Here is an 11,685-nt window from a genome sequence, read left to right as displayed (position 1 = left end):
CATGCATGCTCTAGCGCTCTCTCGAATCTCATCCGATCATTCAGCAAAGCTCTTAACTGTCCCAGAATTTGAATCCGTCAATTTTGGTCAGGTGTCACTCAATCCAGAGCAAACTTCAATGCTCTCCTTCATGAATCGCCAAATGATTGAGCTATGTCGCGCCCTCCCAGAGCCATTGCGCGGATCTGCTCTTCTCACAATTCAAAGACACTACACAGGGTTTCAACTCTCAAACTTGGTGAACTTCTTTACGAAATTCTATACTCCAAGTTGGTCGATCATCTATTGGATGCAGCAAAATCAGCCTACTCTGCAACAAGATGAGCTAAAAGCTGCCTTGAGCGCACAGGCAATGGCATATTTCCTACATATGCTGGACGATCACATTTCAGATGGGCAGCTTGCACCAAGCCATCTCCTCCTGCAACTGAGAACACAGGCATGGATGAAGTTTAATCAAGAGACCTTATCTCTTGCTAAATGTTTACCTGAAGGCGAAACGATTGTTAACTCTCTGTTAGCTCGATACTTTAGTGGGGTACATTGCCCGACTCCAGTAGTTGGGTTGGATGCTTACTGCGAATTGTTCCGTAAGCAGTTGAGTACGACCTTAATTTCACCGATGTTGACTGCACATCGTACAGGAAGTGATGCGATCGCGGTTCAAACTGCTTACGAGGCATTTTGTATTGCATGGCGACTGTTAGATGATTTGCGCGACTGTAGCAGCGATGCCTTTGCAGGGGAACTCTCAGCTGTGTATCACCTACTGTCTCCAGAATACCAACTCGTCTGGTTGGGGTGCGGAGGGAAAAATCATCAGTCTCCTGAATGGAGAATTCTGCAACAGCATCTCGAAGAAACGAAATTGCTTTCTACTCTCGTTTCTTACATTCTTCTCTGGTTAAGGGAAGCCCAACAGGCAGCAGAATCAATTTCCCTCAAAACCTATGCTTCTGAGTTGCGGCAACTCGCTTGCCCCTTGGAAGAATTATCTACAATTTGACTTCAATAGGAAGTACTCTCATGAAAACTTACACCGATTTCATTTTAGATATCACAACTCAAACCGATTTGCTTCAAGAACTCAATCTTGTTCTACCTTTTCCCGAAGCTGAGCAGATGCAATCGTGGTTTGTCAGCAAAGGTTACCATCTGGAATCCTTTGATATTGAGATGCTTTATCAAAACCAGAATGCATTATTAGAGGCAAACGAACAGGTCAACTATTAATGCTGAAACAACTACAATCCGCTCCTACCGTCCAAACAATTTTTAACTTGAGAGGATGGAATCCGCGCCCTGTCTTTCGCGTTGAAGCAGGTTGGTTGCCTAAGATTTTCTGCCTTGCCATGCAACCTCACTGGCAACACATTCAATGTGGGGATGCCATTCAAGATCTCAAGGGGACAAGCTATTTGCTGTTTCCTGCACCTACCCCTGGTTGTTCTTACTCTGCTCATTTTGATGCAACGAGTCCTTATTTTCATGCCTTTTTTGGGGTCTATGTGATTCCATCTGTTGATGGGCAGAGACTACCGCCAGAGATTTTTGCTGAACTTGGCAATCGAGATAACTTAGGTTGGCTTCGCCGCATGGGAGATCCATCTCCTGTTTCAATTCCGACCCAAATTGAAGAACTAGAACAGATTGAAACAGATAGATGGTCATTTCAAGTCACTTACAAAATGCATAGTGGCTTGGGGGATAACATGCCTCAGTCGGGTATTCCAGAGTTATTCATTGCTCCGAGCGATGCTTGGGATTCGCATCTCGATAGTTATCAAGAACTTCATCTCACGTCTTATGGTTTTATTTGGTATGAAGGCAACTATCTTGTCATGAATTTCTTTAATGGCATTGAGTTTCAAGACAAGGCAGGGCGATTCGTGAATACAATGCAAGACTATCCAGAGTTGCGATCGCAGATGGAGCGCATGGCATCTGCAATCAAAATCATCAATGATGGCACTGACTTTTCATCGCCTCCAGTCGGGAACTTCGCTGGAATCTAAAAGAACCTTGGAGTAGGCGGGATGCTACAGCAGCAGTCGTTTGACTATGTCGTGATCGGTGCGGGTTCCGCTGGATGTGTAATTGCGAATCGTCTCAGTGCTGATTCTGACACTACTGTTTTAGTCTTAGAAGCAGGAGGTTCAGCAAAGCATTCTAATATTGATCAACCGTCGGAATTATTTAGTCTTTGGGGATCTCAACACGATTGGTCTTACTTCACTGAGGAACAGCCTGGACTCTGTAACCGCCGCATCTTCATGTCACGAGGCAAAGTTTTAGGGGGATGCAGTAGTATTAACGCGATGATCTACGTTCGAGGCAGCCGTCATGATTTTGATGGCTGGAAGAACTTAGGGAATGAGGGATGGAGCTACGATGAAGTACTTCCCATCTTCAAGAAGTCAGAGAATTATGCTGGAGATGTCTCTGATTTTCATGGAATTGGTGGGGAGATGAGTGTTCGGTACTGTCCTGAACCCACTGCCGTTTCAAGAGCTTTTGTGCAAGCAGGCAGAGAACTTGGCTATGGCGTAGATTGGGATTTTAATGGGGAGCAGCAAGAAAATGGAGCGGGCATTTATCAAGTGAATGTAACTCCAGATGGGCGAAGATGTAATGCCGCGATCGCATTTCTCAATCCGGTTCTCCACCGCTCGAATCTAACGATTCAGACACAAGTCCAAGTCACTCGTATTTTGCTAAAAGGCAATCGTGCCATTGGTGTGGAATATATTCAAGCAGGTGAAATTCAGCGAGTTTACTGCAATCAAGAAGTCATTCTTTGTGCAGGAGCGATCGACTCACCCAAACTTTTAATGCTTTCTGGGATTGGTTCTACCGCTCAGCTTAAAGCGCACGACATTTCAGTTCAAGTCAATTTGCCAGGAGTCGGACAGAACTTACACGATCATCTGATGATGGTTTTGATGTATCGAGCTAAACAAAATCTTGAGCTTCCTACTTTTCTAGGAGAAGCCGGATTATTCGTCAATACAGATGATCAGCATGAAGCACCAGATTTACAATTTCACTTCACAGGAAATATGCGTGGATTGATTCCTCAAGAATTGTCGATCGAAGATTCTGTGTTTTTTTGTGCGCCAACGTTAGCCAAACCTGAAAGTCGAGGTCAGATCAATTTGCGCTCTGCCAATCCGTTGGATTCAGCAAGGATTGATCCAAATTATTTGAGTTGCGATCGTGATTTGAAAGTATTACGACAAGGGATTCAGCTCGCTCGTGAACTGACTCATACTTCAAGCTTAATGGAGTTCAATGGCGGCGAATTTACAGCAGATGTCGATGACTTGAACAGTCTCATTCGCACTCAGGCAACGACGATTTGGCATCCTGTTGGAACCTGCAAAATGGGACAAGATGAAATGGCAGTAGTGGACTCAAAGCTCCGAGTCCATGGGGTTGAAGGACTGAGAGTTGCCGATGCCTCGATTATGCCTGTGATTGTGAGTGGGAATACTAACGCAAGCTGCATCATGATTGGTGAGAAAGCAGCTCAAATGATTCTGGATAAGTAATTATGTCTGACATTCTAGATTCACTTCGGCAAGGCATACAGGGCGAAGTTACAGATATTGTGCCTGCACAGTATCAAACTGATTTCGGAGGGTTGCGACGCAAGCAACCTGGCATTTTAGTAACAGCGCATCAGGAGAAAGATATTCTTCATGCGTTAGAAGTGGCTCAGACGACTGGAACTTCGCTAACAGTTCGAGGGGCTGGTCATTCATGTAATGGGCAGAGTCTCAATTCTGGAGGCATTCTTCTTGAAAACTTTAGTCGATCGGCTGAAGTTGAGTTCTTAGAAGATGGCTTGGTTGAAGTTTCGGGGCGAAGCTGTTGGCGTGCGGTTGAGGAATGTTTGAACCAGGCAGGCAGACAATCAGCCGTTCTGACTGATTATCTGGATTTGTCAGTGGGTGGAACGCTTTCAGTAGGTGGAATGGGGCTGAATTCGATCGCGCATGGTTTCCAAGTCGATCAAGTTCGTCGCCTGCGTTTGATTCAGCCGAATGGACAGGTTCTTTGGTGTTCTCCGCACGAGAATGAAACGCTGTTCCGCTTTGCTTTGGCAGGATTAGGACAAGTTGGCATTATTGACAAAGTCGTAATGCAGACTCAGCCCTTCTCAAAATTTACACATACTGTTAAGCGACAGCATGATAGCGTTTCTGAAATGCTGGAGTTTTTACCAGAGCTAGCTGCCCCGAACAGTGGAATTCAGCATTTCAATGGCTATATCTCTTTGAATGAGATTGCTTCTGAGTATGGTTATATGAGCCAGCAAGAGCAATTTAGTGACGCTTGTATTGCCCCTGCTTTGTATCAAGATTCAGATCAAGTCAAGACTGAGCAGGATTTTCCCTTTCAGCTACAAGCGCGCAGAGATGTCTGGCTTTCCGCATTCCCAGATCATTTTCAGATTTGGACAGATTATATCTTTGACTATGCTAACGTAGTTCGCTTCATGGAATTTCTGGAACCTTTGATGAGAGAACAGCCTCTATCTGAAGCACTCAAAGCAATTTACATTCTCATGATTCGTCGCCCAGTAGACCATACGAATTTTGCTTTTCTTCCAGCACCGAAAGGAACATTACTCTTTAGCGTGGGGCTTTACACAATGGTGAGCCGCTGGAACCCGATGCTGCTGACCAAGACGCTTCCAGTTTTACAAATGGCACTACAACAATGTTGTGCTCTAGGAGGTCGTCCTTATCTTTATGGCTGCAATGAGATGGACGAACGGCAAAAGCAAGCGTTTTATGGTGCAGACTATCTCACCTTGCATGAGTTACGTCGTCAACATGGGTTGTCGAATTTGAATCGAGAGAGTTTCTAACGAGATTGACGATCGCTCAAAGCTGAATTGACGAAAAAATTCCCGAAATCGCCTGGACAAATTTGTAATATATCTGTAGTATGTAAATAAATCATACTACAGATACTACATCGCAATGATTTACGGCTTTTCCCATTTATGTGACTGCACCTCTGCCCCAGTTCCGGGTGTAGAAAGTGCGTGCATGTCGGAAAACTGGCTGAAAAATCATGGTGCAAAAAGCGGGCGAAATCGGGAGATTCTATCTCCAGCGTAAGGGCATTTACTCACCACCCTTTCCCCGCTTCTGGCACATCAGGAGCGGGGTTCTTTTTTAGGAGTGAAACCGTCATGCAGGCAACTGAACCACATATATTACAAGCGTCGATCGTGGTTTTTTCTAAAAACTATTTACCGATCGCGCGCATCAACATCAAACGTGCAATTGTTCTGATTATTTCTGGACAAGCTGAAGCACTCGATTTTGAAGATGCTCAGCAATGGGAAGTTCGTTCTCCCAATGTTGTACTACATGTTTCTGAGCACATCCGTTTAACGGGATCGAATCCAGAACGGCATTGGAAAGTGCCAGCAGTCAGTCGCCGAGAAGTTCTCCGACGAGACAGTCATACTTGCCAATACTGCGGCAGCACCAAGCATCTGACGATCGACCATGTGATTCCCCGTTCCAGAGGTGGAAGCCATTCTTGGGATAACGTTGTGACTGCTTGTGCAGGTTGTAATTCTAAAAAAAGCGATCGCTTTTTGTCTGAACTCGGAATGAAGCTGAAAACCAAGCCAAAAGCCCCGATTCATCCCGCAATTGCCTTTGCTGAACAGTTCTGGAAGGCATCTGAAAAAAAGTTGTAGTACGCTCTTGACAACCCTGTAATACAGAATGTAGTATTAATGTAGTACGAAAGAAGACAAACCGGAGGCGACGAAATGATTCTGTTTCTAAGACATCCGCGATCGGACTCCTGGAACTTTAGCTGGGATCGACGCAGAGATCAATCAGCATCGGATCGGCGAAAACAAGCCGAAGCCGTTTCAAAAGTGCAAAGTGAAGGCTTTTTGCAACGGCGAACACTACTTTAGACTGCACTAACTTCTGAACCATGAAAACTGAATAGTTCACCCATATGATCCAGAGCAGGTAAGCCTAGCAATCTTACCTGCTTCTTGAGAGGATGTAGTTCAGCCGAGTCAAGCACTGAACTATCAAGCCAGAAATCGCAAGGTTCAAATCTTGTGCCAAATCTCGTTATCCTCGCCTGTCCGGGTAGCCAAGTGGGAAGGCGGCAAACTGCAAATCTGCTCAACAGGGGTTCGATTCCCCTCCCGGACTCCAAATTCTAAAGTTTTGCAGTGTCCTGACGGTCAGGATCTTGATTCATATCCAAGACATTCGGGGTTCAACTCCCCGCACTGCGACCAAACACGTTGGGATGGTGTAACGGTAACATTTCGGTCTCCAAAACCGACGATCTGAGTTCGAGTCTCAGTCCCTTCGCCAAATCAAATTTCATGGTGCTGTAGGCAAATTGGTAAAGCCACAACTCTTTCAAAGTTGCGTTTGCGGGTTCAACTCCCGTCAGCACTGCCAAATCTGGGTCGATATCCAAGTCTGATCAAGGAAGCCGTCTGTAAAACGGTTGCGCAAGCATCGTTGGTTCAAATCCAACTCGACCCACCAAATGGAGAGGTCGCCATTGGCAAGGCAAGTCGTTTGCTAAACGATCGAGGTTTAATCCCCTCTGTGGGTTCGACTCCCACTCTCTCCGCCAAACAAACTTTTCAGGGAATGTAGCTGAGTTGGTTTTAGCATCAGGTTGAAGCTCTGAGGACGCGGGTTCGATCCCTGCCATTCCCATCCTGAAATCTTCAGGAACATTGCCCCATAGCTCAACTGGCAGAGCATCCGACTGTTAATCGGAGGGATGTAGGTTCAAATCCTACTAGGGCAGCCAATCAATGCCGAGTGGACGACTTGGAAAGTTGCTATGACTCTGAATCATGGAGATGTTGGTTCAAATCCAACCTCGGCATCCAAACTATTCAAATCATTCAGATCATTCAAATCGATAGTGGGAAGTGCGCAAATTAGGTAAAGCGATCTGTCTTTGAAACAGATGGTTGAAGGTTCGATTCCTTCCTTCCCAGTCGGGAGGCATGAAATGCTTTTGGGTCAGCACTTCTATCCTCCTGTCTTTTGCTCCTGTAGCCCAACTGGTAGAGGCAACTATCTCAAAAATAGTTCATGTATGAGTTCAAATCTCATCAGGAGTACCAAACACGATCGGGGTATGGCGCAATTTGGTAGCGCGGCGACTTTGGGAGTCGAAGGTTGTAAGTTCAAATCTTACTATCCCGACCAATTCACCCTTGTAGCAGAACGGAATATGCACTGGTCTTAGAAACCAGGTTTTGTGGGTTCGACTCCCACCAGGGGTACTGTGCTCTCGTGGCGAAACGGTAAACGCCTCCGTTTGAGGGACGGAGTTTATGCAGGTTCAAGTCCTGTCGGGAGTACCAAATGCACCGAAGGCGGAAGTGGTCTACGCGCACGCCTGATGAGCGTGTTACTAGCAGGTTCGAGTCCTGCTCGGTGTACCAGGGCGTTTGGCAGAGCGGTGATGCATCTGGCTTTTAATCAGACTCAGACAGGTTCGATTCCTGTAGCGCCCACTAGACCATCTGCCCCTGTGATGCAATTGGGAAGACATCGCTTACTTAAAATAAGCGTCTTGCTGGTTCGAGTCCAGTCGGGGGTATAGCGGGGGTAGAGCAGGAGTGGCTCGGCAGTCTCATACGCTGCGATCACTGGGTGCAACTCCCAGCCCCGCGTCCAACTCTTTCAACAAGAGTAATCCATTATCTAGCTCCCAATGATGATTTGGACAAAGAGCAATCAAATTTGAAAAAGCATTAATTTCGGAGATAAGAGCATGATCTGAAAATTGACTAACAGGCTTTCTATGGCAGATTTCTATATGCAAGCTATACCCGCAAATAGCACATTGTTTTCGACCACCACTAGCAAGATAGATTCTTGAGGCATGATTTCTAATGCTAGTTCTAGCTGATTGCCAGTTCTTTCTTCTACTAAACAATTCTGCTTTTGTTAAAGATAGAACATTGATTCTCTTAGCCTGGTACTCTTTAGTATTCTTGGCAATAACTGTTGTGCCATGTTCGGATAGAGAACGTTTCAAACATGAATCGCAGTACTTTCTCTTGTAGTACCCACCTCTTGCTGCTCGCTTAAGCTGAATAGGTGCAGAACATCGTTGACAGGGAAGAATACCCCCTGTTGGTGAAATTGTAATTTTTCTGGGAAACATCCTACCGTTGTACGACGCAGAGCAAGAGCGATCGCAAAACTTCTTCTTTTTGAAGTCAGAAAGACGCTCATTTTCGCGCCTATGAAAGAGTTGCCCGCAGTGTAGGCATGTTTTTGGAGGAGGATTAATAGCCATGAAAATACTATAAGCGTTCTTAAATGCGTTAGAAAAACTGTCTAGAAAGTTTTACACAGTATTTCAAGTTCTTGCTGATGTAGCTCAATTTGGCAGAGCAGCTACCTTGTAAGTAGCTAGTTGCAGGTTCGATTCCTGTCATCAGCCCCATTTGTGGATATAGTGTAACGGTAGCATGAGAGTCTTCCAAACTCTGGGTGCGAGTTCGAGTCTCGCTGTCCATACCAATTTTTTACTATCTGAGAACTATCTGAGAGTGTCGTCTAATGGAAGGGCATCGGTCTTCTAAACCGATCTGTGTAGGTTCGAGTCCTACCACTCTCGCCAAAACATAGGAGTGTAGCTCAATTGGAAGAGTACCAGGTTTCGACCCTGGATGTTGTAGGTTCGAGTCCTATCACTCCTGCCTTGGGTTCGTAGCTCTAACTGGGAGAGCGATCGTCTTGCACACGATAGGTTGCGGGTTCAAATCCCGCCGAATCCACTGTGACTGAATCCGAAGTGATCGAGGAGCTAGTCTGTGAAACTAGTGTTAGCGAGTTTGAGTCTCGTCAGTCACCCCAAATGGAGAGTATCGCTAAATGGCAAAGCAACTCGTCTTGAAAACGAGGACTGGGTAAAACCTGGGGGTTCGATTCCTCTACTCTCCGTCTATTGTTGCTGAATCTATTGTCTCTGATACGCCAAGTAGACTGCTTCCAAAAACAAATCTGCTGTCATCTCAAATGGAAGCTCTTTCATCTCTAGTAAATCTCTGACCTGTCTTGCTAACTTCAGGCTGAGATCATTTTTAGCTCGATTGTCTAACATCGATCGACGTTGCAAATACTCCCGAATGACCGCAAAATCATCAGGTAACAACACGGCGACATTTTGAGTTGCGACTAGTTGATTTGCCAGCGAGTCTGCTTCTGGAGACAGCTTAAAATTCGCAGACGAGATCGAACGTTGTTCTTGAACAACCAAAGTTCCCGCAATCCAATCTCCCAAACGTTTTTCGCGTTTCGTCAGAATAATCAACAACATTCCGATAAAAGCAATATCATCGATCGGGCGAACCAATGCTCGTAAAATTGCCTGAGTCGCCCCCACTGGCTGTCCATCATCTCGAATGACTCGGATTTTGGTATAGCGTTTTCCTGGCGTTTGTCCCTGCCATAGGGTTTCAAACAGAACAAAATAGCCCGTGTAGATGGCAAACGAAAGCAGGATCGAAATGGCAGTCAACCACATCTCAATGTTTCTGGTATTTGGAAAATACTGCTGAATTTGGACAGACAGAATTAACCAAACCATTAATACACCGATCAGCAACGCACCCCAGATGAGGTAATCCACAATCAGCGCGATCGTACGATTGCCAATTCCTGCGAGCGTAAACTCTAATTCGACGCTCTCTGGAGTGCGGACTTTGATGTGGTTAAACAGACTCATGACCGTGATTCGATAAGGAGGACTATCTCAAGTCATTCCCACTTTAACCGCGATCGCGCAATTCCAAGCCAAAACCTTCTCGTCGCGCTCTCAAATCGTAGTACACCACCGCTTTAATGGTTTGCCACAGCGGAGTAATGAACGCACTGCCAATTAGGCTAATCGCAAAAAACAAGAGTGTGGCAGTCACAGCAATGGCAGGATCAGTATCTTCCCCTACAGGAAACGCTGCACCCACAAATTGAGAAGGAACGTTGACGATCAGCGTCAGGATGAATGTGACAAAGAAAATCCACTGAATCCGACCGACCGATCCTTTCGTCAGATTCCAACTGCGACCAATACAACTCGAAGCATCCAGATTATCCTCGATTGCTAACGCCGCATCATAAATAAAGACCCGAGACATAATCCGGATAAAAGTAAACAATCCAAATATGAATGCAACAACCATTAACAAGCCACCAACGATTCCTAACGGCGGATTCACCGCTGTTAATGCTGCTGTAATCACAATCAGGATGAAAAAGGCAATTAAAAAAGCCATGTATATCCCAATCACAATTAACCCCATCAGTAATCCCGCGCCTAGAAAATTCCAGACTTTTGGTTCAGTGTTTTGCTGAGCTTCAGTGAGAGTCTCTGGTTGATTAATTAATTCTTGATAAGCAAGGCGAGAGATGCGACCCGTAATTTCTGCACTTTTTGCCCATCCGTACACGGGAACAAAAATCCAAAGATAAGTCCGCAACACTAAAATCAAGTATCGTTTGAGATTGGAGCGGTACAGACGCACACCTGCACTGATCACATCTCCAACACTGAGGGGCTGAATGGGATTACTAGGGCTAAGATTAGACATAAATTTCGACGTGAATGAATCAAACCGTACGGTCTGAGGCTATCTTAGGCGAGGTTGTCCGAAACACCCGAAAATTTTACAAACTATGAATGTTAAGCGCTGGATTGCTCGACGTGAGCCGAATTGGAAACAATTAGACGAACTTCTCACCCGGATAGAAAAGCGAGGACTGCGATCGCTCTCGACACAAGAAATTAAAAGTCTTGCCAGTTTATATCGCTCGGTATCTGCCGATCTAGCCAGAGCACGCACCAATCAAGCCCAGGTTGGCAATACGCTCGTCCAGGATTTACAACGGCTCACCTCTCGTGGATATAGTCAGATTTATCAGGGATCGCGCAAGCAAGATTGGAAAACTGCGATCGACTTTTACAAATGGGGCTTGCCTGCGGTGGTGCAGGAGACGTTCGGCTATACTGCGATCGCAACCGGAATATTTTGCTTAGGTGGATTAATCGCTTGGTGGTTTTCCTGGCGCGATCCGCAGTTTCTCGAAATGATTGTTCCAGATCATCTGATTCGTACTGTAAGGGATGACGGGAGACTTTGGATGGGTTCGATTCTAGGGGTTGAGCCAGAAGCAGCAAGCCAGATTATGACGAACAATCTAGGGGTGACTTTTCGAGCCGTTGCAGGGGGGATGACACTCGGACTATTTACAATCTTCTTGCTATTTATGAATGGCTTGCTGATTGGGGGGGTAGGCACTTTAGTGGAACAGAACAATCTCGCTTTTCCATTTTGGGCGTTTGTGTTTCCACATGGTTCGTTGGAACTTCCTGCCATCTTCTTTTCTGGCGGAGCAGGATTGTTAATTGCAAGAGGCATTCTGTTTCCAGGACAGTATCGACGGATTGATGCGATTAAAGTCTACAGTTTGAAGGCAGCACAACTCATGTTTGGAGTTATTCCCATGTTGATTGTTGCAGGCGTGATTGAAGGCTTTTTCTCACCGAGTCCAATCGTGCCTGATCCCCTGAAATATTTTGCAGGCATTGGCTTATTCATTGCATTGATTCGCTATTGCAGTCGCCAGCGAGAGCATGTTTAGCGAT

10 protein-coding genes and 21 tRNA genes are annotated in these 11,685 nt (G+C 45.7%); 28 read left to right on the top strand and 3 right to left on the bottom strand.

The annotated features are described in order from the left end of the window. The first annotated feature begins 1 nt into the window (after position 1). The 21 genes from OU814_RS29125 (at position 2) to OU814_RS29025 (ending at position 7,629) form a co-directional block, all read left to right on the top strand. The gene (locus OU814_RS29125) at positions 2-1,006 is read left to right on the top strand and encodes a hypothetical protein (RefSeq protein ID WP_268242994.1); all 1,005 of its coding nucleotides are present in this window, start codon (positions 2-4) and stop codon (positions 1,004-1,006) included. Positions 1,007-1,026: 20 nt separating this feature from the next. After that, a complete protein-coding gene (locus OU814_RS29120; protein WP_017288433.1) occupies positions 1,027-1,233 on the top strand; it encodes a hypothetical protein in 207 nt (68 codons plus the stop codon). After that, on the top strand, positions 1,233-2,015 hold the full coding sequence (locus OU814_RS29115) for a hypothetical protein (protein WP_017288432.1): 783 nt from the start codon (positions 1,233-1,235) through the stop codon (positions 2,013-2,015). Before OU814_RS29120 ends, OU814_RS29115 begins: the two co-directional genes overlap by 1 nt. Before the next feature lie 21 nt (positions 2,016-2,036). Beyond that, positions 2,037-3,551 (top strand): GMC family oxidoreductase, encoded by a 1,515-nt coding sequence (locus OU814_RS29110; RefSeq protein WP_268242993.1) that lies wholly within the window; start codon positions 2,037-2,039, stop codon positions 3,549-3,551. 2 nt (positions 3,552-3,553) lie between these two features. Then, the gene (locus tag OU814_RS29105; protein WP_268242992.1) at positions 3,554-4,876 is read left to right on the top strand and encodes an FAD-binding protein; all 1,323 of its coding nucleotides are present in this window, start codon (positions 3,554-3,556) and stop codon (positions 4,874-4,876) included. A gap of 330 nt (positions 4,877-5,206) precedes the next feature. Then, complete coding sequence (locus OU814_RS29100; RefSeq protein WP_268242991.1) at positions 5,207-5,725, top strand: HNH endonuclease; 519 nt, start codon at positions 5,207-5,209, stop codon at positions 5,723-5,725. A 406-nt stretch (positions 5,726-6,131) separates the two neighbouring features. Next, positions 6,132-6,206: transfer RNA gene (locus OU814_RS29095), tRNA-Cys, on the top strand. Positions 6,207-6,384: 178 nt separating this feature from the next. Further along, a tRNA-Glu gene (locus tag OU814_RS29090) sits at positions 6,385-6,461 on the top strand. 5 nt (positions 6,462-6,466) lie between these two features. Then, a tRNA-Tyr gene (locus OU814_RS29085) sits at positions 6,467-6,551 on the top strand. A 3-nt stretch (positions 6,552-6,554) separates the two neighbouring features. Beyond that, positions 6,555-6,642: transfer RNA gene (locus tag OU814_RS29080), tRNA-Ser, on the top strand. Between the two features lie 13 nt (positions 6,643-6,655). After that, a tRNA-Phe gene (locus OU814_RS29075) sits at positions 6,656-6,728 on the top strand. A gap of 21 nt (positions 6,729-6,749) precedes the next feature. Next, positions 6,750-6,825: transfer RNA gene (locus tag OU814_RS29070), tRNA-Asn, on the top strand. A 5-nt stretch (positions 6,826-6,830) separates the two neighbouring features. Next, positions 6,831-6,907 (top strand) — tRNA-Gln (locus OU814_RS29065). A gap of 36 nt (positions 6,908-6,943) precedes the next feature. Further along, a tRNA-Gln gene (locus tag OU814_RS29060) sits at positions 6,944-7,018 on the top strand. 51 nt (positions 7,019-7,069) lie between these two features. After that, positions 7,070-7,147: transfer RNA gene (locus tag OU814_RS29055), tRNA-Leu, on the top strand. Positions 7,148-7,155: 8 nt separating this feature from the next. Continuing rightward, a tRNA-Pro gene (locus OU814_RS29050) sits at positions 7,156-7,232 on the top strand. Between the two features lie 4 nt (positions 7,233-7,236). Continuing rightward, positions 7,237-7,309 (top strand) — tRNA-Leu (locus OU814_RS29045). Positions 7,310-7,313: 4 nt separating this feature from the next. After that, positions 7,314-7,390: transfer RNA gene (locus OU814_RS29040), tRNA-Leu, on the top strand. Positions 7,391-7,393: 3 nt separating this feature from the next. Next, a tRNA-Ile gene (locus OU814_RS29035) sits at positions 7,394-7,471 on the top strand. Beyond that, positions 7,472-7,543: transfer RNA gene (locus OU814_RS29030), tRNA-Lys, on the top strand. Between the two features lie 11 nt (positions 7,544-7,554). Next, positions 7,555-7,629 (top strand) — tRNA-Leu (locus OU814_RS29025). Positions 7,630-7,662: 33 nt separating this feature from the next. Here the strand turns inward: OU814_RS29025 and OU814_RS29020 are convergent. Continuing rightward, a complete protein-coding gene (locus OU814_RS29020; RefSeq protein ID WP_225885739.1) occupies positions 7,663-8,070 on the bottom strand; it encodes an HNH endonuclease in 408 nt (135 codons plus the stop codon). A 337-nt stretch (positions 8,071-8,407) separates the two neighbouring features. On the opposite strand from OU814_RS29020, the gene OU814_RS29015 reads away from it, so the two are divergent. From OU814_RS29015 to OU814_RS28990, 6 genes are all read left to right on the top strand, one after another. Further along, a tRNA-Thr gene (locus OU814_RS29015) sits at positions 8,408-8,484 on the top strand. 3 nt (positions 8,485-8,487) lie between these two features. Further along, a tRNA-Gly gene (locus tag OU814_RS29010) sits at positions 8,488-8,561 on the top strand. Between the two features lie 25 nt (positions 8,562-8,586). Continuing rightward, positions 8,587-8,661 (top strand) — tRNA-Arg (locus OU814_RS29005). A gap of 6 nt (positions 8,662-8,667) precedes the next feature. Continuing rightward, positions 8,668-8,740, top strand: a tRNA-Arg gene (locus OU814_RS29000). Positions 8,741-8,744: 4 nt separating this feature from the next. Continuing rightward, positions 8,745-8,818: transfer RNA gene (locus tag OU814_RS28995), tRNA-Ala, on the top strand. Positions 8,819-8,900: 82 nt separating this feature from the next. Further along, a tRNA-Ser gene (locus tag OU814_RS28990) sits at positions 8,901-8,984 on the top strand. Between the two features lie 16 nt (positions 8,985-9,000). On the opposite strand, the gene OU814_RS28985 is transcribed toward OU814_RS28990, so the two are convergent. Both OU814_RS28985 and OU814_RS28980 read right to left on the bottom strand, forming a co-directional pair. Beyond that, a complete protein-coding gene (locus OU814_RS28985) occupies positions 9,001-9,768 on the bottom strand; it encodes an RDD family protein (protein WP_268242990.1) in 768 nt (255 codons plus the stop codon). A 43-nt stretch (positions 9,769-9,811) separates the two neighbouring features. Next, on the bottom strand, positions 9,812-10,630 hold the full coding sequence (locus OU814_RS28980; protein WP_017288426.1) for a hypothetical protein: 819 nt from the start codon (positions 10,628-10,630) through the stop codon (positions 9,812-9,814). Between the two features lie 85 nt (positions 10,631-10,715). Here OU814_RS28980 and OU814_RS28975 point away from each other — a divergent pair, with 85 nt between their 5' ends. Continuing rightward, positions 10,716-11,681: a stage II sporulation protein M gene (locus tag OU814_RS28975; RefSeq protein ID WP_268242989.1), complete on the top strand. Its 966-nt coding sequence runs from the start codon at positions 10,716-10,718 to the stop codon at positions 11,679-11,681. The last annotated feature ends 4 nt before the right edge of the window (positions 11,682-11,685 follow it).

The sequence above is a fragment of the Leptolyngbya sp. GGD genome (assembly GCF_026735145.1).
GTDB classification, from domain to species: domain Bacteria; phylum Cyanobacteriota; class Cyanobacteriia; order Leptolyngbyales; family Leptolyngbyaceae; genus Leptolyngbya; species Leptolyngbya boryana.
This window is presented reverse-complemented; position numbering and strand designations above follow the sequence as displayed.

Excerpts from the sequence above, each read along its gene's own strand:
- OU814_RS29125 (WP_268242994.1), top strand. The coding sequence starts at position 2 with ATGCATGCTCTAGCGCTCTCTCGAATCTCATCCGATCATTCAGCAAAG.
- OU814_RS29105 (WP_268242992.1), top strand. The coding sequence starts at position 3,554 with ATGTCTGACATTCTAGATTCACTTCGGCAAGGCATACAGGGCGAAGTT.
- OU814_RS28985 (WP_268242990.1), bottom strand. The coding sequence starts at position 9,768 with ATGAGTCTGTTTAACCACATCAAAGTCCGCACTCCAGAGAGCGTCGAA.
- OU814_RS29100 (WP_268242991.1), top strand. The coding sequence starts at position 5,207 with ATGCAGGCAACTGAACCACATATATTACAAGCGTCGATCGTGGTTTTT.
- OU814_RS28980 (WP_017288426.1), bottom strand. The coding sequence starts at position 10,630 with ATGTCTAATCTTAGCCCTAGTAATCCCATTCAGCCCCTCAGTGTTGGA.
- OU814_RS29115 (WP_017288432.1), top strand. The coding sequence starts at position 1,233 with ATGCTGAAACAACTACAATCCGCTCCTACCGTCCAAACAATTTTTAAC.
- OU814_RS28975 (WP_268242989.1), top strand. The coding sequence starts at position 10,716 with ATGAATGTTAAGCGCTGGATTGCTCGACGTGAGCCGAATTGGAAACAA.
- OU814_RS29120 (WP_017288433.1), top strand. The coding sequence starts at position 1,027 with ATGAAAACTTACACCGATTTCATTTTAGATATCACAACTCAAACCGAT.
- OU814_RS29110 (WP_268242993.1), top strand. The coding sequence starts at position 2,037 with ATGCTACAGCAGCAGTCGTTTGACTATGTCGTGATCGGTGCGGGTTCC.